Source organism: Rathayibacter sp. VKM Ac-2857 (assembly GCF_013205025.1).
GTDB lineage: Bacteria > Actinomycetota > Actinomycetes > Actinomycetales > Microbacteriaceae > Rathayibacter.
The window spans coordinates 958,729-980,309 of record NZ_JABMLE010000002.1 but is presented as its reverse complement, the minus strand read 5'-3'; the positions used below and the strand labels follow the sequence as shown (position 1 = coordinate 980,309).

Genomic DNA, 21,581 nt, shown 5'->3' with positions numbered 1-21,581 from the left:
CGGTCGCCTGGTGCGGCCGGTAGCCCGCTCCGCCGTTCACGGCTAGAACAGCGGCCACGGCACGGCGGGCATCCCGCCGCGGGGCCCGGGGAAGCGGCCGGAGGAGCGGAGCCGGTCGCAGCGCTTCGCGAAGGTCGCGATCTCCTCCTCCAGCAGCAGCTCGGACAGCGCCGCGCCGAGCGGACCGTCGATCGCCGAGCGCAGCCGCTTCAGCGCCGTGAGCTCGTCGCCGGTCAGCGGCTCGCCGACCCAGCCCCAGAGCACCGTCCGCAGCTTGTGCTCCACGTGAAAGGTCAGGCCGTGGTCGACGCCGTAGCGGTGCCCGCCCGGCATCTCGAGCACGTGCCCGCCCTTGCGGTCCGCGTTGTTGACCACGACGTCGAAGACGGCCATCCGCCGCAGCGCCGCCGAGTCCTCGTGCACGAGCGAGATGTCGCGGTCCTCGGCATCGCTGCCGTCGAGGACGTGCCGCCAGCCCTCGGGCACCGCGTCGGCGGGCACCAGGTCGACGGCGTCCTGCTCCGGATCGATGTCCTGCCAGAGCTGCACCATGCCGACGCCCAGCGGACCCTCGCGGAGCCAGGTGCGCGGTACGACGTTCCAGCCCAGCGCCTCGGAGGCGAGGTAGGCCGAGACCTCGCGGCCCGCGAGCTGCCCGTCCGGGAAGTCCCAGAGCGGCTTCTCCCCGGCGACCGGCTTGTAGACGACGGAGGTGCCGCCGATGCTGCCGAGGAACGTCGCGTTGGAGGCGACCGTGATCCGGCCGGTGAGCTCGAGCTCGCCGCTCTGCAGCTCCGCGTCGACGGGCAGCTCGATGGCCGGCTGCTCGGTGCTCGACAGCTCGGCGCCGGGCAGCTCGTGCTCGGCGGCCGGCTCGGACGCGTCGGTCATGTCAGCGGGCAGTCGTGCCCGTCGGGGTCCATCGGCTCCCCGCAGCGCGGGCAGAGCGGACGGCCGGCGCCGACGATCTCGAGCGTCCGCTTGGCGAAGGCGCGGGCGGTGCCGACGGGGATGCGCACCTGCAGCATCTCGTCGGGCAGCGTGGGGGAGTCGTCGATGCTGAGGTCGTCCTCGTCGTCGCCCTCGACCACGGGGTAGGCCTCGATGACGACCTGCGCGGTCGACGGGTCCCAGCCGAGGCTGAGGCTGCCGACACGGAACTCGGCCGCGACCGGCTGGTCGAGCGGCTCGTTGTCGACGAGCTCGGGAGGCGTGCCGGGCGGCACGCTCGCCGGGTTGCCCTCCGCCGACATCAGCTGGTCGAGGATCTCGTCGATCTTCTCCGCGAGCAGCGCCGACTGCTGCTTCTCCAGCCCGACGCTGACGACGCGCGGCCCGGTGCGGGCCTGCAGGTAGAAGGAGCGCGAGCCGGGGGAGCCGATCGTCCCCACGACGACGCGGTCGGGCCAGTCGAATCCGTGCACGATGGGCATGCCCCCAGTCTACGAGCGCCCGCCTGGCCCGCCCCTGCACGCGGACTGCTGCATGCCGATCGAGCAGCGGGCGCCTGCATGCTGATCGAGCAGCCCGCGCAGCGGGCGCTGCATGCTGATCGAGTAGCCCGCGGAGCGGGCGTATCGAGATCCACGTCCGCCGACGTCCGGTCTCGATACGCCGCTCCGCGCCTACTCGACCAGCATGTGCCGACAGCGGGCACTTGCATGCTGATCGAGTAGCTCGCGCAGCGGGCGTATCGAGATCCACCCCCGCACAACATCAGCTGAGAGTGGTGTCCCTCCCCCCACAGCCGAGGCCCACCCCTCTCAGCTGATGTTCTGCGCCGCTACTCGTGCCCCGCCCCGCCGCCGACCGGCGCCTCGGCCTCGACCGGCGCCGGTGCCCGCAGCCAGCCCAGGTCGCCGGCCTCCGTGTTCATCGCGATCACATCGGGCCGCCCCGCGCCGTAGCGGATGATCGACACCGACGCCGGCCCGACCGACAGCCGCTGGAAGAGATCGAGGTGCATGCCGAGCGCGTCGGCCAGCACCGCCTTGATGATGTCGCCGTGGCTGACCGCCGCCCACACCGCGTTCGCCCCGTGCTCCTCCGCCACCGCCGCGTCGTGCCGCCGGATCGCCGCGACCGCCCGACCCTGCATCCCGGCGAGCCCCTCGCCGCCCGGGAACACCGCGGCGGACGGCTGGTTCTGCACGACCGACCACATCGGCTCCTTCGCGAGGTCCCGCAGCGAGCGCCCCTGCCACTCGCCGTAGTCGCACTCCGTGATCCCCTTCTCGATCGGCGTCGCCGGCGAGCCGTCCTGCCGCTCGAGCAGGTACCGCGCCGTCTGCCGGCAGCGCTCGAGCGGACTCGACACCACGGCGGCGAGCGGGACCGCGGCCAGTCGCTCCCCGGTGCGCGCGGCCTGCGTGCGTCCGACGTCGTCGAGGCGGACCCCGGCGGTGCGTCCGGCGAGGATCCCCGCGGTGTTGGCCGTGGTGCGCCCGTGACGGACGAGGAGGAGCGTGGGCATGCGGCTCAGCCTAGACACGCCCCCTCCGCCCCTCCTCCGCGCCGCCCGCCCCACCTCCGGCTCGCGGGATCCGCCGATTCCAGCGAGCCCAGCGCGAATCCACGAGCCGAAGGTCCTCCGCCCGGCGGCCCCGCTCGCTCCTCCCCGCGACTGATGCCGTGCGGCCCGCCCGTCGCTACCGTGGAGGAGCGGCCGCCCACCGCGGCCCCGAGGACACATGCACCGAAGGGACTCCCATGGACGGGACGAACGGCACGACGCCGACCGGCACCCCGCAGCACGCGACCGACTCCCCGCAGGACGGCGTCGATCGGCACGACACGACCGCGGCCGTCGCGAGCCCGAGTACCGCGACCCCGGCCACCGCCGCCCCCGCCCCCGCCTGGGCCGCCCCGGACGCCACCGGCCGCCAGGACGAGATCGCCCTCCGGATCCGCGGCCTCCGCAAGCACTTCGGCGACAAGGAGGCCGTCGCCGGCATCGACCTCGATGTCCCGGCCGGCTCCTTCTTCGGCCTCGTCGGCCCCAACGGCGCCGGCAAGACGACCACCCTCTCGATGGCGACCGCCCTGCTCCGCCCCGACGCGGGCACCGTCACCATCCACGACGTCGACGTCTGGCAGGACACCCTCGCCGCCAAGCGCCTGATCGGCGTGCTCGCCGACGGCGTCAAGCTCTTCGACCGCCTCACCGGCCTGCAGCTGATCACCTACTACGGACTGCTCTGCGGCATCGACCGCCCGACGGTCCTCGAGCGCGCGAACGACCTGCTCGCCCTGCTCAGCCTCGATCCGGCCGACCGCACCCTCGTCGTCGACTACTCCGCCGGCATGACCAAGAAGATCGCGCTCGCCTGCGCCCTGGTCCGCGCCCCGCGCCTGCTGGTGCTCGACGAGCCGTTCGAGTCCGTCGACCCGGTCTCGGCCGCGAACATCCGCGACATCCTCACCGGCTACGTCGCCTCCGGCGGCACCGTCATCGTCTCGAGCCACTCCATGGACCTCGTCGAGCGGATGTGCGACCGCGTCGCCGTCATCGCCGACGGCCGGGTCCTCGCGGCCGGGACGCTCGCCGAGGTCCGCGCCGGCTCCAGCCTCGAGGAGCGCTTCGTCGACCTCGTCGGCGGCCGCACCCACCAGGAGGGCCCGGCATGGTTGCGCATCTCCTGAGGCTGCGCCTGCTGCTGCTGCGCAACACGCTCACCCGCAACGTCTGGCAGCTGATCGGCGTGATCGTCGGCGGGCTCTACGCGGTGGTCGTCCTCGGTCTCGTGGTCGTCGGGCTGGTCGCGCTCGGCGCCTCCGACCCGGCGTTCGCGAACGTCGCCCTGATCCTCGCCGGCTCGGCCCTGCTGCTGGGCTGGGTGCTCGGGCCGATCTTCGTCTCCGGCTCGGACCAGAGCCTCGACCTGCCGACCCTCGCGACCTTCCCGATCCCGCTGCGCACCCTGATGCTCGGCCTCGCCGCCGCCGGCCTCGCCGGTATCCCCGGGATCGTCACCTCGCTGGGCGCGCTCGCCTCCGCGGCGGCCTGGTGGAGCAACCCGGTCGGCATCCTCCCCGGCCTCGTCTCGGCGGTGATCGGCGTCGCGACCTGCGTGGTCGCCTCGCGCCTCATCGGCGCCCTGACCACGGGCCTCGGCTCGAGCCGCCGCTACCGCGAGGTGATCGGCGGCGTCGTGCTGGTCGTCGTGATCCTGCTCGGGCCGCTGGTCATCGGGCTGACGAACGTCATCAGCGACGGCCTCGACGTGCTCCCGGTCGTCGCCTCCGCCCTCGGCTGGTCACCGCTCGGCGCGATCTGGGGCGTCCCCGGCGCGATCGTCGCGGGGGAGTGGGCGGTCGCCCTCGGCCGCTTCGCGATCGGAGTCGCCACCCTCGCCGCCGTCGTGTGGCTCTGGGCCCGCGCGCTGCGGCATGCACTGGCCGAGCCGGCCGCGTCCTCCTCGCAGGCCGCCTCGGGCGCGCAGGGCATCGGCCTGCTAGGCCGCTTCCCCGGCACCCCGACCGGCGCGATCGCCGCGCGGGCCCTCGGCTACTGGTGGCGCGACCCGCGCTACAGCCGCGGACTGCTGGTCATCCCCGCCGTGGTCGTGCTGGCCGTCTTCTACAGCGCGCTGCAGGGCGGCGGCTCGATGCTGGTCGTCCTCTCCTCCCTCTTCATCGCGCTGATCTTCGGCGTGACCCTCTGCGCCGACGTCTCCTACGACGGCACCGCCTGGGCCGCGCACGTCAGCTCCGGAGTCGCCGGCTCGGCAGACCGCGCCGGCCGCGTCATCGCCGCCGGGCTGATCGGCGTGCCCGCCGTCCTGATCGTCACCGTCGGCACCTGCCTCTACGCGGCTCGGCCGGAGTCGATCCCCGCCGTCCTCGGGATGGCGCTCGCCCTGGTGCTCAGCGGCTTCGGCGTCTCGAGCGTCGCCTCCGCGCTGGTCGTGTACCCGGTGCCCGCCCCCGGCGACAGTCCGCTGAAGACCCCGCCCGGCTCCGGGATGATCTCGAGCGTCGTGATGCTCGGCAGCATGGCCGCAACCGCCGCGCTGTCGCTGCCCTCGCTCGTCCTCGGCACGATCTCGCTGGTCGGCGGGAGCGTCGGCCTCGGTCTCGGCGCGCTCGCCGCCGCCCTGGTGCTCGGTACGGCGTTCACCCTCGTCGGCGTCCGCGTCGGCGGCCGCATCCTCGACCGCCGCGCCCCGGAGCTGCTCGCCGCCCTGGTGACCATCGGCTGACGCGCGCGGCTGCCGTCGCCCGCCGCCGCCCATCCCCCCCTCCATCCCCCCGCCCATCCCCCCTCCATCCTCCAGAAGTTGCGGTAGTCGCGCTCGACTACCGCAACTTCTGGAGGCTCGCGCGGCCCCCAAGGCCCCGGGCCGGGCGGGCGCGCGTCGACGACGCGAAAGCTGCGGTACTCGACGTCGACTACCGCAACTTCTGGAGGGTCGCGGCCGCGCGGGCACGGCCCGTCCCGCGTCCCTTCTCCCGCTCTCCAGAAGTCGTCGTACTCGCGCGCCCCGTACGACGACTTCCGCGCACTCGCCCCTCCTCGGCGCGCGCTGCGAGCCCCTCGAGCACGCAGAAGTTGCGGTACTCGGCGTCGACTACCGCAACTTCTGGAGAATCGCGGCCGCACGGGTACGGAACACCCGTCTGACGTCTTCCGCTCTTCAGACGTCGTCGTCCTCGCCCGTCCGGTCCGACAACTTCCGCGCACTCGCCCCCTCCTCGGCGCGCGCGCTGCGAGCCGGTCGAGCACGCAAAAGTTGCGGTACTCGACGTCGACTACCGCAACTTCTGGAGAGTCGCGCGCACGCGGGCCGGATCGCCTCGCCCTCCCGCTCTCCAGAAGTCGTCGTGTTCGCACGTCTGGTACGACGACTTCTGCGCATTCGACGACCTCCGGTGGCCCGCGCGCTGTGAGCTGATCGAGTACGCAGAAGTTGCGGTGCTCGGCGTCGACTACCGCGACTTCTGGAGGGTGGCGGAGCGCGCCGGGCGCCCGGGACCGTCGGGGCGCGTCGAGTACGCGGAAGTTGCGGTACTCGGCGTCGACTACCGCAACTTCTGGAGGGTGGCGCGGCCGCGCGGGCGCGGGCCGGGCGAGCGGCCGAGAGCGAGCCGGCCGGCGCGGCAGGATGGGGGCATGCGCAGCCTCGAAGTCCTCCTCGACCCGGAGTCGGAGGCCCGGATCCGCGGCCAGTGGGAGGCGCTCGAGGCGGCCGGCATCCCGAGCCTCGCGCTGCACACCTCAGCCAGCAACCGCCCGCACCTCACCCTCCTCGCCGGCCCCGAGCTGACACCGCCGCCAACCGGTGCGCTCGGCCCGCTCCCCGCCTCCGTCGAGCTGAGCGCCGTCCTGCTGTTCCCGCACGCCGGCCGCTTCGTGCTCGCCTGGGGAGCGGTGCGCACACCCGCCTTCGACGCCCTGCACGCCCGCGCGACCGGGCTGATGCCCGGCGCCGTGCCCACCTCGCTCCGCGAGTCGTGGACCCCGCACGTCAGCATCTCCCGCCGCCTCCGCGCCGAGCAGCTCGGCCAGGCCGTCCCGCTCCTCGGCGAGCCCTTCACCGTCGGCCTCGCGGGCATCCGCTTCTGGAACGGCGACACCAAGACGATCACCGAGCTCTGACCCGCCCGCCCCACCTCGACCCGCCCGACGCCGGCGCCCTCGGCTCGCGATTCCACCCCCGGCTCGCGAATCCGGCCGGACCCCACGTGCCGAGGGTCTGTCCGCGCGCCGGAGGTGCTCCGGCTCCATCTCCGGCTCGTGATGTCGGCTCGGGCTCGTGGTTTCGGTCGGTTTCTGCGTGCCCGAGGTGTCCCCGCGTGCCGGGGGTGCTCCGGCTTCATGTTCGGTTCGTGATGTCGGCTCGGGCTCGTGATTTCGGTCGGTTGCTGCGTGCCCGAGGTGTTCCCGCGCGCCGGAGGTCTCTCCCACCAGGTTCGGCTTGCGATGTCGGCTCCGGCTCGCGCAATCGCCGCGTTTCTGCGTGCCCGAGGTGCTTCCGCGAGCCGGGGGTGCTTTCCCCGCACGTCCGGCTCGCGATTCCACCTTCGGCTCGTGAGACCGACGGATTCCGGCGAGCCGAGGATCGATCCGCGTGCCGGAGGTGCCCGAGCAGCCGCCGCGCCACCGCGCCCGCCCCTCCTCCCCAGCCCCGCACCTGCCGCGACCCTCCCCAGAACGCCGCTCGCCCGGGGCCGCGTCGGAGGCGGCGGGTAGAGTTCCACGGGTGACTGAGCCGACCGCGACCGCCCTCTCGACCGCCGAGCGCCCGACCGCGGACGCCCCGGCCGGCTCCTCCGCCGCGGCCCAGGAGATCCTCGAGCGGGTCTTCGGCTACGGCTCGTTCCGCGGCGAGCAGCAGGCCATCGTCGAGCAGGTGATCGGCGGCGGCGACGCGGTCGTGCTCATGCCCACGGGCGGCGGCAAGTCGCTCTGCTATCAGATCCCCTCGATCGTCCGGCCGGGCACCGGCGTCGTCGTCTCGCCGCTGATCGCCCTGATGCAGGATCAGGTCGACGCCCTCCGCGCGAACGGCGTCCGCGCCGAGTTCCTCAACTCCACCCAGGACATGGGTGAGCGCCAGCGCGTCGAGCGCGCCTACCTCGACGGCGAGCTCGACCTCCTCTACGTCGCCCCCGAGCGCCTCGGCAACGAGGGCACCAAGCAGTTCCTCGCCCGCGGCCGCATCGCGCTGTTCGCGATCGACGAGGCGCACTGCGTGAGCCAGTGGGGCCACGACTTCCGCCCCGACTACCTCGCCCTCGGCGAGCTGGCCGAGCGCTGGCCCGACGTCCCGCGCATCGCCCTCACCGCGACCGCCACCGAGGCGACGCACCGCGAGATCACCACCCGCCTGCACCTCGGCGCGGCCCGCCACTTCATCTCCAGCTTCGACCGCCCCAACATCCAGTACCGCATCGTCAACAAGGTCGAGCCGCGCAAGCAGCTGATCGACTTCCTCAAGCGCGAGCACGCCGACGACGCGGGCATCGTCTACGCGCTCTCTCGCAAGAGCGTGGAGGCGACGGCCGAGGCCCTGCGCGCCGCCGGCTTCGACGCGGTCGCCTACCACGCGGGTCTCGACGCCCGGGTCCGGGCCGCCGCGCAGTCGCGCTTCCTCCGCGAGGAGGGCGTCATCGTCTGCGCCACCATCGCGTTCGGCATGGGCATCGACAAGCCCGACGTCCGCTTCGTCGCGCACATCGACCTGCCGAAGTCGGTCGAGGGCTACTACCAGGAGACGGGTCGCGCCGGCCGCGACGGCCTCCCCTCCACGGCGTGGCTCGCCTACGGCCTGCAGGACGTCGTCCAGCAGCGCCGGATGATCGACGAGTCCCCGGGCGACCTCGCGCACCGGCGACGGATGTCCGCGCACCTCGACGCGATGCTCGCCCTCTCCGAGACGGTGCAGTGCCGCCGGGTGAACCTCCTCGCCTACTTCGGCCAGGAGAGCACCCCCTGCGGCAACTGCGACACCTGCCTCGAGCCGCCCGCCTCGTGGGACGGCACGGTCGCCGCGCAGAAGTTCCTCTCGACGGTGGTCCGGCTCAAGCGCGAGCGCAACCAGCAGTTCGGCGCCGGCCACATCATCGACATCCTGCGCGGCAAGACCACTCCGCGCACGACCCAGCACAAGCACGATTCGATCGCCACCTGGGGGATCGGCACCGACCTCAGCGACACCCAGTGGCGCGGCGTCGCCCGCCAGCTCCTCGCGCAGAGCCTGCTCGGCGTGAACGACGACGGCTTCGGCACGCTCGTGCTCACGCCGGAGTCGGCGTCGGTGCTGAGCGGCGAGCGCAAGGTCGAGCTGCGGCAGGAACCCGAGCGACCCGCGCGCTCGAGCGGCTCGTCGCGGTCCGGCCGCTCCACCGTCTCCGACCTCTCCGCCGAGGCGCAGCCCCTGTTCGAGCGGCTCCGGGAGTGGCGCGTCGCCCAGGCGCGCGCGCAGTCGGTTCCCGCCTACGTCGTCTTCAACGACGCGACCCTCCGCGAGATCGCCACGGTCGAGCCGACCACGATCGACGCCCTCAGCGTCATCGGCGGTGTCGGCCAGAAGAAGCTGATCACCTACGGCGCGGCGGTGCTCGCCGTGGTCGCGGGCGAGACGCCCGAGATCGCCGAGCCCGACGCGAACCAGGAGGCTGCTCCCGCGCGTCGCCAGCCCGCCGCCCGGGCGACGGCCGGCCGATCGCCCGGCGCACGCCCGTCCTTCGGCGGCGAGCGCTCCGGCCCGCCGGTCTCCTCCGCCCCGCCGGAGGACGACTGGGTCCCGCCGGAGGAGCCCGACGAGGACCCCGGCTGGGACAGCTACTGAGCCGCGGCGGCTCTCGAACACCGCCCGCTGACTCAGCGGCGGTGCTGACCCCCACGTCGGCAACGACCCCGCGTCGGCGACGACCCCGCGGGTCGGCCTGAGCGCCCTCGCTCAGCCGTCCGCGCCGGTCGAGGCCATCCAGCCGCCGAGCAGGGTGCAGCAGAACGACAGGGCGAGCCCCGCGATCGGCACCCAGAAGGCGATCCGCCGCACCACCAGCAGCACGATCGACACGGCGATCGCCGCCAGGAACGGGACCCACACCCCGCCCGCCGCGACGAGCACGCCCCAGCCGATCAGGTCGCCGTTGCAGTCGTTCGCACCCATGCAGGCGTCGCTCGCCATCGCGAAGAACAGCCCGAAGTAGGACAGCAGCAGCGTCGCCCCGAGCGCGCACAGGATCAGCGTCATGGTCAGCACGAGGTCCCAGACGCGCACCGGGCGTCGCTGCCGCGCCGCGGTCCACGGCGTGCCGGGCCCCGAGGGCCGCGCCGACTCCAGGGCCTGCACGGACTCCATCGAGGTGGGCGGCCGCCAGTCCGGCCGGCTCTCGCGGCGGGGCGGCAGGGGCGGAGGCAGCTGCGGCTCGCTCATGCCCCGAGCCTAGCCACGCCCCTCCCGCCACCCCAGGGCAGCGGTGGAGACGAAGGAGCACCACCCCGCATGCGGGTGGATCTCGATACGCCCGCTGCGCGGGCTACTCGATCAGCATGATGGGATCCGGCTCATGCTGGTCGAGTAGCCGCCGCAGGCGGCGTATCGAGACCCACCGCAGCCAGCAGGCCGGGTCTGCAGACCAGCCGGTCGGCGCCACCGGATCTCGATACGCCCGCTCCGCGGGCTGCTCGATCAGCATGATCGGCCCCCTCCATGCTGCTCCCGTGATCCTGCAGTGGCGTCTCCACATGCTGGTCGAGTAGCCGCCGCAGGCGGCGTATCGAGACCCACCCCCGTCAGCAGGCCATGTCTGCAGACCCGAGGCCCGAGACCGATCCAGCATCCCCCCCGCTGGTCCCTTCCGACAACCCGCCCCCGCCCGCGCCCGGCGCCCTTTGTCGTCGCGCGACGGAACGTTTCCGCGATCCACCGGCCCGACCTACCGTGCAGGAGCACCGCCTCCCGACGCACTGCAGCGACGGGATCGACCGCTCGATCCTCCGTTCCGGCCGATCGCGAGCGGTCCGAGCCGAAGACGGTCGAAGGGATCCTCCTCATGAGCACCACAGCGCCCCGCCCCCACTCCGCCGCCGACGCCGCCGATCGCGCCGGATCGCGCTCCCGGGTCCGCCGCTCCCGCTCCGGCCCGATCACCCCGACCCCGCCCGTCGACGTGCTCGGCAGCGAGGTCGACGCCCGGCTCGACGAGGACGGCGCCCCCGGCGTCGACGTCGCGGCCCTCTGCGAGCTGCTCCTCGGCGACTGGCGCGAGCAGCGCCTCGCCACCCGCGCCCTCACCTCCCGACCCGAGCTGCACCGGACCGACGGCCTGCCGATGGCCGAGCACCGCGCCCGGGTCACCCAGCAGATGAGCATCCTCGCGGCGGAGGGCGGCGTGCACCGCGCCTTCCCGGTCGCGCTCGGCGGCGACGCCGATCACGGCGGCAATATCGCCGGCTTCGAGGAGCTGGTCACCGCCGACCCGTCGCTGCAGATCAAGTCGGGCGTGCAGTGGGGGCTCTTCGGCGCCGCCGTCCTGCACCTCGGCACGCAGGCGCACCACGAGAAGTGGCTGCCCGGCATCATGAGCCTCGAGATCCCCGGCGCATTCGCGATGACCGAGACCGGGCACGGCTCCGACGTCGCCTCGATCGCGACCTCGGCGACCTTCGACGAGGAGGCCGGCGACTTCGTCCTGACCACCCCGTTCCGCGCCGCCTGGAAGGACTACCTCGGCAACGCCGCCGTCGACGGCCGGGCCGCCGTCGTCTTCGCCCAGCTCGTCACCCGCGGGGTCAACCACGGCGTGCACGCGTTCTATGTGCCGATCCGCGACGACGAGGGTGCCTTCCTCCCCGGCGTCGGCGGTGAGGACGACGGCCTGAAGGGCGGGCTGAACGGCATCGACAACGGCCGCCTTCACTTCGACCACGTCCGCGTGCCGCGCGAGAACCTGCTCAACCGCTACGGCGACGTCGCGGCCGACGGCAGCTACTCCTCGCCGATCGCGAGCCCGGGCCGCCGCTTCTTCACCATGCTCGGCACCCTCGTGCAGGGGCGCGTCTCGCTCGACGGCGCCTCGGTCGCCGCGTCGAAGATCGCGCTGACCATCGCGATCACCTACGGCGACCAGCGCCGGCAGTTCACCGGCGGTGGCGACCGCGAGGAGGTGCTGCTCGACTACCAGCGGCACCAGCGCCGACTGCTCCCGCGCCTGGCGACGACCTACGCGGCGGGCTTCGCGCACGACAGGCTGCTGCGCGCCTTCGACGACGTCTTCTCCGGCAAGAACGACACCGACGAGTCGCGGCAGGACCTCGAGACGCTCGCCGCGGGTCTCAAGGCGCTGTCCACCTGGCACGCCCTCGACACCCTGCAGGAGGCGCGCGAGGCCTGCGGCGGCGCCGGCTTCCTCGCCGAGAACCGCCTGACCCAGCTGCGCGCCGACCTCGACGTCTACGCGACGTTCGAGGGCGACAACACCGTCCTGCTGCAGCTCGTCGCCAAGCGACTGCTGACCGACGTCGGCCGCCGGTTCAAGAACGCGCAGCCGGGGGAGCTGGCCCGCTACGCGGTCGGCCAGGTCGCCGGAGCGACGGTCAACAACTCCGGACTGCGACGGCTCGCGCAGGTCGTCGCCGACCGCGGCTCGACCGCCCGCTCCGTCGGCCAGCTCCGCGACGAGCAGCGCGAGCTGCTGACCGACCGCGTCGAGAGCATGGTCTCGGGAGTCGCGTCGCGGCTGCGCTCGGCGTCGAAGCTGCCCGCCGACGAGGCCGCCCGCCTCTTCAACGCGCACCAGAGCGAGCTGATCGAGGCCGCCCGCGCGCACGCCGAGCTGCTGCAGTGGGAGGCGTTCACCGAGGCGCTCGCCGCGATCGAGGACGACGGGACGCGCACGGTGCTGACCTGGCTCCGCGACCTGTTCGGCCTCGAGCTGATCGAGAAGCACCTCGACTGGCACCTGATCCACGGCCGGCTCTCCTCGCAGCGGGCGCTCGCGGTGACCTCCTACATCGACCGCCTGCTCGCGCGCCTGCGCCCGCACGCCGGCGACCTGGTCGCCGCGTTCGGCTACCGCCCCGAGCACATCCGCGCGTCGATCGCGAGCGGCGCCGAGGCGACCCGCCAGGAGGAGGCGCACGCCTGGTACGAGGCCGCCCGCGCCGCCGGCACCCTCCCCACCCCCGAGAAGTCGCCGAAGCGCTGACCCCCTCCGCGAGATGCCACTTGTGCACGCGACACGCCGTGAAACGCGTGCACAAGTGGCATCTCGCGGCCGGCGTCAGCGCCCCAGGAAGGCCAGCGCCGCGTCGCGCTCGGCGCGCAGCTCGAGCACGGACTCGTCGATCTTGGCGCGGGAGTGAGCGTCGATCTCGAGGTCCGGGATGATCCGCCACTCGCCGTCGACGGAGCGGACAGGGAACGAGGAGATGAGCCCCTCCTCCACGCCGTAGGAGCCGTCGGACTCGACGGCGGCGGAGGTCCACTCGGTGCCGGTCACCCAGTCGTGCACGTGGTCGATAGCGGCGGACGCGGCGGAGGCGGCGGAGGAGGCACCGCGCACCTCGATGATCTCGGCGCCGCGCTTGGCGACCCGCGGCTCGAACTCCTCGTGCAGCCAGGCGGCGTCGATCAGCTCGGTGACGGGCCGGCCGTCGACGACGGCGTGGGTGACGTCCGGGTACTGCGAGGCGGAGTGGTTGCCCCAGATCGTGACGCCGGAGATCGCGTCGACCGGAGCGTCGAGCTTCGCCGCGAGCTGCGCGACGGCGCGGTTGTGGTCGAGCCGGGTCATCGCGGTGAAGCGCCCGGCCGGGATGTCCGGGGCGCTCGCGCGGGCGATCCAGGCGTTGGTGTTGGCCGGGTTGCCCACCACGAGCACGCGGATGTCGTCGGCGGCGTGCGCGTTGAGCGCGGCGCCCTGCGGGCCGAAGATGCCGGCGTTCGCCGCGAGGAGGTCGGCGCGCTCCATGCCGGCCGAGCGCGGGCGGGCGCCGACGAGTAGGGCGACGCTCGCGCCGTCGAAAGCGGCGGCGGGGTCGTCGGTGACCTCGATCCCGCGGAGCAGCCCGAACGCGCCGTCCTGCAGCTCGAGCGCGGTGCCGGCCGCGGAGCGGAGGCCGGCGGGGATCTCGAGGAGGCTGAGCCGGACCGGGACGTCGGGCCCGAGGAGTTGCCCGGAGGCGATGCGGAACAGGAGCGCGTAGCCGATCGCGCCTCCCGCTCCGGTGACGGCGACGGTGACGGGAACGCGCTGCATGCTCATGCGGCCGACGCTAGTCCGGACGCCTGCGCGCCGCATCGGAAGCGCTCTGCGGACAGTGGACGCTCCCTGCTGATCGAGCAGCCCGCGCAGGGGGCGCATCGAGATCCCCCGTCGTTCGGTGGGCGGGTCTCCTAGGAAAGATCACCTAGTACGTATGGGGAAATCATGCTGATCGAGTAGCCCGCGGAGCGGGCGTATCGAGATCCACCACCGTCAGAACGCGAGTCTGCAGACCCGCCCTGCTGGTGGTGGCGGGTCTCGATACGCCCCTGCGGGGCTACTCGACCACCATGACGCGGCACCGCCAAGTCCTTCCCCCCGCCACCGAGACGCGAAGCGGCTTCGCCGCTCGATACGCGCTCCGCGCTGCTCGACCAGCATGAAGCGGTGGGGTTCAGTCCGCGGCGGGCGCCGCCGTCGAGCCGCGCAGCACCAGGCGGTTGCGCAGGTGCTGCTGCCGCTCCGGGACCGGCCGCCCGTCGATCAGCGCCAGCAGCACGCGCACGGCCGCGCGGCCGACCTTGTGCATCGGCTGGCGCACGGTGCTGAGCGGCGGGACGAGGCGCGACGCCTCCGGGACGTCGTCGAACCCCACCACCGACAGCCTCTCCGGCACCGCGACGCCGCGCCCGCGGGCCACCTCGATGACGGCGATCGCCGAGACGTCGTTCGCCGCGAAGACGGCGGTGGGCGGATCGGCGAGCGCGAGCAGCTCCGTCGCCGCCAGCACCGACGGCTCGTAGTGGTAGCAGCCGACCCGCACCAGCCCGGCGTCGAAGGCGATCCCCGCCTCGGCGAGCGCCCGCCGGTAGCCGGCCTCGCGCCGATGCGACGACTCGAGATCCGGGCGGCCGGCGACGAAGCCGATGCGCCGGTGCCCGATCTCGATCAGGTGCCGGACGGCGAGCACCGCGCCGCCGAAGTCGTCCGAGCCGACCGAGTGCAGCTCGGTCTGCGCGGTGAGGGGGTCGATGACGACCAGCGGCAGCCCGGGGCAGTCGATCACGGAGGCGGGCGTGACCAGGATCGCGCCCTCGACGCGGGCGTCGCGGAGCCGGAGCAGCGAGTCGCGCTCCCAGCCCGGCGAGTCCTGGTGGCTCGATCCGGTGCTGGCGAGCAGGTCGAAGCGCGTCCCGTGCAGCGCCGTCGCCACGCCCTTGAGCACCTCGGCGCTGAACGGCTCGACGTCGGCGAGGACGACGCCGATCAGCCCGGGCCGCACCGCCGCCGCCGCGCTGCCGCCCTCTCCGTCGTCGAGCACCGTCGCCGAGCCCGAGCTCGGCAGTCTCCCCCTGGGCACGTGGGTCACCCTTCCCGCTGGTCCGGATCGTCCCGGCCGCGTGCTGCTCGTCGCGCGGTGGGCGCCGTCGAAGGCCCCGCCCACCCCGCTCCGGGATCCGGATCGCACCCTTGCGCTCCCGAATGTTCCCGGTAACATTGCGGCAAGACTAGCTGAACATCCACTCAGCGGTCGAGGACGGCAAGCGACGGAACAGCCTCCTTCCCCTCAGTGCTGACGGGGATCGACGGCTGCTGCTCGCGCAGGCACGCTGTGGAAGCTGCTGCGCAGGAGCCGATCGCACGACGCCGCCCTCATCGTCGGAACAGCCGCGGCGCCCGCCTCTCGGACGCCCTCTCGCGCTGTCCTCCCGCACCGCTCCCGGTGCTCCGCACTCGCGCCCTCCCGGCGCTCGAACTGATCGGCGACGCTGCCGATCGAGGAGGAAGACCCCATGGACAAGCGACGTCCTTCCACTCCCTGGCTCGTCCGCTCCGGAGCGGCCCTGGCCGGCTGCTTGCTGCTGACCGGAGTCGGCTCTGCGGCCGCCTTCGCCGACACCGAGTACGGCGACGGCGAGGTCGACGTGAGCGTCTCGATCGCCGGGCTCGAGCAGCCCGGCGTGCTGGCGATGACCGTCGACGGCACCGCGGCGGCGCTGACCGAGGCCGGGTCCACGCCGACCGTGCGGCAGTTCACCGGCGAGCTGCCCGAGGTCACCGTCACCGACACCCGTGCCGCGGACGAGATCCCCGACGGCGCCGGCTGGTACGTGCTCGGCTCGTCGAGCGACTTCGTCGGGGCCACCGGCCAGGAGCCGATCGGTGCCGACCACCTCGGCTGGACGCCGCAGCTCGTCGACGGCGGCGACTCCGGCCTCGTCGCCGAGGGCGACCAGGTCGACACCGTGCTCGACGAGGGCCCCGACGCGGTCGGCCTCGTCGACCAGGAGCTGCTCGCGATCGCCCTCGACTCCCAGGGCGTCGCCGCCGAGGGCTCCTGGACCGTCAAGGCCGGCCTCACGCTCAAGACCGAGGCCGACGTCGCTCCCGGCGACTACTCCTCCGTGCTGACCCTCTCGCTCTTCGAATGAGCGGATCGACGGGGAGGAGGGCGCTCGCCGCGACCGCGGTCGGCGCCCTGCTCGCGACGGGGCTGCTCGCCTCCGCCGCCCCGGCGAGCGCCGCCGACGCCTGGGCGCCGAAGCCCTCGTACACCTCGACCGACAGGGGCGACGGCAGCTACAGCGTGCCGCTGCTCAACGCGGACGTGCCCGACGTCAGCGTCGAGCGGGTTCCCGCGGCCGAGAACGACGAGGGCCGCGACCTCTACTACATGATCTCGACGACGATGCATCTGAGCCCCGGGGCCCCGATCATGAAGTCCTACGACCTCGTGAACTGGGAGATCGTGAACTACGTCTTCGACCGGCTCGAGATCGGCGACCGCTTCTCGCTCCGCAACGGCCAGAGCTCGTACGGCAACGGCCAGTGGGCGTCGTCGCTCCGATATCACGACGGCCGGTACTACGTCGTCTTCAACACCAACAACCTCGGCGGCTCCTACCTCTACTCGACCGACGACGTCGAGAACGGAGCGTGGACCCGCACGGCGCTCGGCCGCGCCTTCCACGACCCGTCGCTGTTCTTCGACGACGCCGACGGCGGGACCCCGTACATCTTCTACGGCTCCGGCTCGACCAGCGCGGTGAAGCTCAGCGACGACCTCACCACCGTCGTCGCGGAGTACCCGAACATCCTCCGCACCGCCGACTACCCGGGCGCCGGCTACCTCGGCGGCCTGTTCGAGGGCGCGCAGGTGCAGTACATCGACGGCCAGTACTACATCGTGATCATCACCTGGCCCTCGGGTCAGGGCCGGCAGGTCGCGCTGTTCCGCTCCTCCGAGCTGCTCGGCCGCTACGCGACCGCCGACGGCAGCAACCCCTACGAGGGCCGCGGAGTGCTGAACTCCAGCGGCTTCGCGCAGGGCAGCCTCGTGCCGATCGCCCGCGCGGACGGGACGACCGACTGGCACGGGATGTTCTTCCGCGACAGCTTCCCGACCGGCCGCATTCCGGGCCTGATCCCGGCGACCTGGAAGGACGGCTGGCCGACCTTCGGCACGAACGGCTCGGTCCCGGTCGGCGGCAGCTTCCCCAAGCCGATCCGCCTCAGCCCGGAGGAGGAGCTGTTCGAGAGCCAGAAGAGCCTCGTCGTCTCGGACGACTTCGATAACGACGCGCCGGCGAAGGCCTACCAGGACGAGGAGTGGACGATCCCGGCCGCCCCGAGCATCGACCCGGCGCTGATCGGCGTCGAGCTGCTGCAGAACCCGGGGGCGGAGTCGGGCACGGCGCCGTGGGCCGGCCAGTTCGGCGCGACGCTCACGGCCGACAGCACGGATCCCGCCTCGGGCGCCGCGGCGCTGAAGGTGGGCACGAGGACCCTGAACGGCTCCGGACCCAGCCAGATCCTGGCCGCGAAGCTCCAGCCCGGAGTGACGTACACGGTCTCGGCGAAAGTGAGATACACCAGCGGCCCCGCCTCGGTCCGCTTCAACCTCTGCGCCGACTTCGGCGCCGGGCCGCAGACCATGGTCACGGCCGCCGTTCCGCAGGGGCAGTGGACGACGATCACGGGCCGCTACACCGTGCCGCAGAACGCGAGCGTCTCGAGCGTGAAGTTCGCGGTCGAGACGCCGTGGGGCAGCCCGCAGCCGGCGTCCTCCAGCGTCGAGTACCTGCTCGACGACGTGTCGATGATCGGCGCCGCTCCGACGACCGAGCAGCCGACCGCCGCCGAGATCGAGCCCAACGGCTCGCGCCTCGACCCGGCCTGGCAGTGGAACCACGCCCCCGACAACCGCTACTGGTCGCTGACCGAGCGCGAGGGCTGGCTCCGCTTGACCAACGGCAAGGTCGTCACGGGCGCGTACCAGCACACCAAGCTCTCGAACTCGCCCGAGCTGACCTGGCTCGAGGAGGCACGCAACACGCTCTCGCAGCGCATCGTCGCGCCGAAGCAGTCGGCCGAGGCGATGCTCGACGTGTCGGGGATGAAGGACGGGGACGTCGCCGGCCTCGCCGCCTACAACCGCGGCTTCTCGTACGTCGCGGTGAAGCGGGTGGACGGCGTGAACACGGTCGGAGTGGTGAACCGCGGCCAGCCGTTCGCGCAGACCTTCGACCAGGCGGCCGTGGAGGCGTTCCTCCCCGGGTCCACCGCCGTGCTGCCCGCCGGCGCCGAGGTGCACCTGAAGGCCGACCTCGAGTTGAACAACCCTGCTGGCCAGCTCTGGACGACCTTCTCCTACAGCCTCGACGGCACGGCGTGGACGAGGCTCGGTGCTCGCGTGGGCCCGCAGACGCTGGACGGGACGCTCACCCACTTCATGGGCCACCGGCTCGGCCTGTTCAGCTACGCCACGCAGACGACGGGCGGCCACGTCGACGTCGACGAGTTCCTGCTCAGCGACACGCTCTCCTCGGAGGGGAAGGCGCTCGACCGCTCGCGGCTCGACGCGGCGATCGCGCACGCCGCGACCCTCCGCGAGGCCGACTACCCGGCCGAGGCGTGGTCCGCGATGCGGTCGGTGCTCGTGAAGGCGCAGGCCGTCACGACCGCGGGCACGCAGAACCGGCTCGACGCCCCCGAGCGCGCGCTCAGCTACCAGTTGGCCCGCCTCGGGACGCAGAGGGCGGCGGCGCTCGACGTCACCGCCGAGGCGACCACCCGCTGCATCGCCGGGAAGGTCGTCGTCACCGTGAAGGCGACCAACCGCGAGCAGGTGCCCGTCGCGATCGCGATGACGACCCTGCACGGCAGCAGGTCGTTCGACGCCGTCGCTCCCGGGAGGAACGCGAGCCACGCGTTCACGACCCGCGCGACGAGCATCCCGGCCGGCGAGGCGACGGTCACCGCGACCGCCGTCGTCGACGGCGCTCCCGTCAGCACAACGGTCCGCGCGCCGCACCCGGCGGCGACCTGCGGCTGATGCTCGCGGGCGGCCGGCCCTCGCGACCGGCCGCCCGCGACCCCCGACCCGTCGCCGGCGCTCGCCGCCGACGACGACACCCAGAACGACGCGATCAAGGAGGATTCGTGAGATCACGACAAGAAGCCGCCCCGAAGGGCCGGCTGCGGCTGAGGCTGCTGGCCACAGCGGCCCTGACTGCACTGCTGGTGGCGCCCTTCGCCGCCCAGACCTCGTCCGCCGCCGAGCAGGAGCTCATCGTCAACGGCGGGTTCGAGAACGGCGTGGCGAACTGGTTCGTCAACAACGGCAACGCCGCCGACGCCGGCAGCATCGCCACGACGGCGGATGCGAAGACGGGGGCGAGCGCCGCGCTCGTCACCGGGCGCACCACGACCGGCGCAGGAGCCATGCAGGACCTGACCGGCAAGGTCACCGCCGGTCAGACCTACCAGGTGAAGGCGCAGATCAAGTACGAGAACGCCGCGGGCCCCGCGACCAAGCAGTTCTTCGCCACGATGCACTACGGCGGAGGCACCTACACCAACCTCGCGAGCGTCACCGCGACCAAGGGGCAGTGGGCGTCGATCACCGGCTCCTTCACCATCCCCGCGGGGCAGAGCGTCGCCACCGCGCGGCTCTTCTTCGAGACGCCGTGGACGGCCACCCCGTCGGCAGCGCCCGACACCCACCTGATGGACTACAAGCTCGACGACGTCTCGCTCGTCGGCGCCGCGCCTCCCGCGCCGGCGTCGAAGACCATCGAGGTCGTCGGCAAGCTGCCGGGCGACCACAACCCGCTCATCGGCTGGAAGTTCGGAGCCGACGGCTTCGGCTTCGTCGAGAACGGCCGCGTGTACATGTACATGACGAACGACACCCAGGGCTACGCCCCGAACGCGTCGACGGGCGTCTCGGCGGGGATCGACTACGGCAAGATCAACCAGATCACCGTGATCTCCTCCGACGACCTCGTCAACTGGACCGACCACGGCGAGATCCAGGTCGCCGGCTCGGCAGGAGTCGCGCCCTTCACCGGCAACTCCTGGGCACCCGGCATGGCCAAGAAGACCGTGAACGGCGTCGACAAGTACTTCCTCTACTACGCCAACGGCGGCGGCTCGAGCAACGTGATCACCGGTGACTCGCCGGTCGGCCCGTGGACGAGCCAGCGCACCAGCACGCTGATCAACGACAGCACCCCCGGTGCGAACGTGTCGTGGAAGTTCGACCCGGCGCCGCTCATCGACGACGACGGCCAGGGCTACCTGTTCTTCGGCGGCGGACCCGCCTCGACCGCCCTCCCCGCGGCCGAGCGCTTCAACAACCCGAAGAACATCCGCGTGATCGAGCTCGGCGACGACATGATCTCGACCGAGGGCACGGCCGCCGTGGTCGACGCCCCGGTGGCGTTCGAGGCGGCGCAGGTCTTCGAGCGCGAGGGCAAGTACTACCTCTCCTACTCGTCGCACTTCGGCGGCACCGACTTCGGCGGCAACCAGACCCGCGAGCCCGGCTACCCGGGCGGCGGCGAGATCGGCTACATGATCTCGGACGACCCGATGTCGTGGCCCAAGGAGGCGTACGCCGGAGTGATGTTCCCGAACCAGAGCCGCTTCTTCGGAGCGGGGACGGGCGGCAACAACCACCAGTCGGTCTTCGAGCTCGGCGGGAAGTACTACTTCACCTACCACGCGCCCACGCTGAACAAGCGGATCAACGGCGACACCACCCAGGGCTACCGCAGCCCGCACATCCAGGAGCTGCAGTTCAACGCGGACGGCACGGTCCAGCAGGTCGTCGGCGACTACGCCGGCGTCGACCAGGTGAAGGACTTCGACCCGTTCCGCACCTTCCCGGCCGAGACCATCGGCTGGAGCAAGGGCATCGCGACCGCGCCGCTGGGCACCCCCAGCGCCGGAGCGACGCAGAACCTCGCCCTGCGCGACCTGGACAGCGGCGACTGGACCGCACTGTCGGCCGTCGACTTCGGCGACACGGGAGCGGCGACGTTCTCGGCCCGCGCGAAGGCCCTGCAGGCCGGCGGCAGCATCACCGTGCGCCTCGACTCCGAGACCGGGCCCGTCGCGGGCACGCTCGCGGTGACCGGCGCCACGGGGGAGTGGGCCGAGCTGAGCGCGACGCTGACCGGAGCGACCGGAGTGCACGACGTGTACTTCAGCTACTCCGGCCCGAGCGGCGACCTGTTCGAGCTCGACACCTTCGCCTTCACCGAGGGCGAGGCGGCTCCGGCCCTCGAGCTCGCGGCGAGCGCCACCACCCGCTGCATCGCGGGCAAGGCGGTCATCACGGCGCAGGCGACGAACGAGTCCGACGCCACCGCCGCGGTGACCATGACGACCGCCTACGGCACGAAGACGTTCGCGTCGGTCGCCGCCGGCAAGACCGTCTCGCACGCCTTCACCACCCGGCAGGTGGACCTGCCCGCCGGCGCGGTGACGGTCGGCGCCACGGCGACGATCGACGGCACCCCCGCCACCGCGGAGGTGAGCGCCCCCTACGCGGCGCGCCCCTGCTCCTGACGCACGGCCGACCGGGGGAGCGCCCTCGACCCTCCGGGGTCGGGGGCGCTCCCGCGCATGCCGGT

At 72.8% G+C, this 21,581-nt stretch carries 15 protein-coding genes; 8 read left to right on the top strand and 7 right to left on the bottom strand.

What is annotated here, in order from left to right; all coding sequences use genetic code 11:
* Positions 1-42 precede the first annotated feature (42 nt).
* The 3 genes from HQQ86_RS11805 to HQQ86_RS11795 form a co-directional block, all read right to left on the bottom strand.
* On the bottom strand, positions 43-810 hold the full coding sequence (locus HQQ86_RS11805) for an SCO1664 family protein (protein WP_254072087.1): 768 nt from the start codon (positions 808-810) through the stop codon (positions 43-45).
* A gap of 77 nt (positions 811-887) precedes the next feature.
* Positions 888-1,433 carry a DUF3090 domain-containing protein gene (locus tag HQQ86_RS11800; RefSeq protein WP_123732666.1) on the bottom strand — a complete coding sequence of 182 codons (546 nt, stop codon included), beginning with the start codon at positions 1,431-1,433 and terminating at the stop codon, positions 888-890.
* 350 nt (positions 1,434-1,783) lie between these two features.
* Positions 1,784-2,473, bottom strand: coding sequence for a histidine phosphatase family protein (locus tag HQQ86_RS11795; RefSeq protein WP_173288249.1), 690 nt, complete (start codon positions 2,471-2,473; stop codon positions 1,784-1,786).
* A 236-nt stretch (positions 2,474-2,709) separates the two neighbouring features.
* Between HQQ86_RS11795 and HQQ86_RS11790 the strand changes: the two genes are divergently transcribed.
* The 4 genes from HQQ86_RS11790 (at position 2,710) to recQ (ending at position 9,293) form a co-directional block, all read left to right on the top strand.
* Positions 2,710-3,642, top strand: a complete 933-nt coding sequence (locus HQQ86_RS11790; RefSeq protein WP_173288247.1) for an ABC transporter ATP-binding protein — start codon at positions 2,710-2,712, stop codon at positions 3,640-3,642.
* Entirely contained in the window at positions 3,624-5,201 is a 1,578-nt protein-coding gene (locus HQQ86_RS11785; protein WP_173288246.1) for a transporter, read from the top strand. The genes HQQ86_RS11790 and HQQ86_RS11785 overlap by 19 nt, the downstream gene beginning before the upstream one ends.
* 911 nt (positions 5,202-6,112) lie before the next feature.
* A complete protein-coding gene (locus HQQ86_RS11780; RefSeq protein WP_173288245.1) occupies positions 6,113-6,598 on the top strand; it encodes a 2'-5' RNA ligase family protein in 486 nt (161 codons plus the stop codon).
* Between the two features lie 691 nt (positions 6,599-7,289).
* Positions 7,290-9,293 (top strand): DNA helicase RecQ, encoded by a 2,004-nt coding sequence (gene recQ / locus HQQ86_RS11775; RefSeq protein WP_367948657.1) that lies wholly within the window; start codon positions 7,290-7,292, stop codon positions 9,291-9,293.
* A gap of 111 nt (positions 9,294-9,404) precedes the next feature.
* Here the strand turns inward: recQ and HQQ86_RS11770 are convergent, their stop codons facing one another.
* Positions 9,405-9,887, bottom strand: a complete 483-nt coding sequence (locus HQQ86_RS11770) for a DUF6264 family protein (protein ID WP_173288243.1) — start codon at positions 9,885-9,887, stop codon at positions 9,405-9,407.
* 103 nt (positions 9,888-9,990) lie between these two features.
* A complete protein-coding gene (locus HQQ86_RS11765; RefSeq protein WP_173288241.1) occupies positions 9,991-10,149 on the bottom strand; it encodes a hypothetical protein in 159 nt (52 codons plus the stop codon).
* Between the two features lie 357 nt (positions 10,150-10,506).
* Between HQQ86_RS11765 and HQQ86_RS11760 the strand changes: the two genes are divergently transcribed.
* Complete coding sequence (locus tag HQQ86_RS11760) at positions 10,507-12,660, top strand: acyl-CoA dehydrogenase (RefSeq protein ID WP_173288240.1); 2,154 nt, start codon at positions 10,507-10,509, stop codon at positions 12,658-12,660.
* A gap of 75 nt (positions 12,661-12,735) precedes the next feature.
* On the opposite strand, the gene HQQ86_RS11755 is transcribed toward HQQ86_RS11760, so the two are convergent.
* Together HQQ86_RS11755 and HQQ86_RS11750 are read right to left on the bottom strand one after the other, a co-directional pair.
* On the bottom strand, positions 12,736-13,713 hold the full coding sequence (locus HQQ86_RS11755; protein ID WP_173288788.1) for a malate dehydrogenase: 978 nt from the start codon (positions 13,711-13,713) through the stop codon (positions 12,736-12,738).
* A 400-nt stretch (positions 13,714-14,113) separates the two neighbouring features.
* Complete coding sequence (locus HQQ86_RS11750) at positions 14,114-15,019, bottom strand: substrate-binding domain-containing protein (protein WP_173288238.1); 906 nt, start codon at positions 15,017-15,019, stop codon at positions 14,114-14,116.
* A gap of 433 nt (positions 15,020-15,452) precedes the next feature.
* Here HQQ86_RS11750 and HQQ86_RS11745 point away from each other — a divergent pair, with 433 nt between their 5' ends.
* The 3 genes from HQQ86_RS11745 to HQQ86_RS11735 all read left to right on the top strand — a co-directional run bounded on the left by HQQ86_RS11745 (position 15,453) and on the right by HQQ86_RS11735 (position 21,516).
* Complete coding sequence (locus tag HQQ86_RS11745; protein ID WP_173288237.1) at positions 15,453-16,091, top strand: hypothetical protein; 639 nt, start codon at positions 15,453-15,455, stop codon at positions 16,089-16,091.
* Positions 16,088-18,994, top strand: a complete 2,907-nt coding sequence (locus HQQ86_RS11740) for a family 43 glycosylhydrolase (protein ID WP_173288235.1) — start codon at positions 16,088-16,090, stop codon at positions 18,992-18,994. The genes HQQ86_RS11745 and HQQ86_RS11740 overlap by 4 nt, the downstream gene beginning before the upstream one ends.
* Positions 18,995-19,101: 107 nt before the next feature.
* Positions 19,102-21,516, top strand: a complete 2,415-nt coding sequence (locus HQQ86_RS11735; RefSeq protein WP_216845327.1) for a family 43 glycosylhydrolase — start codon at positions 19,102-19,104, stop codon at positions 21,514-21,516.
* The last annotated feature ends 65 nt before the right edge of the window (positions 21,517-21,581 follow it).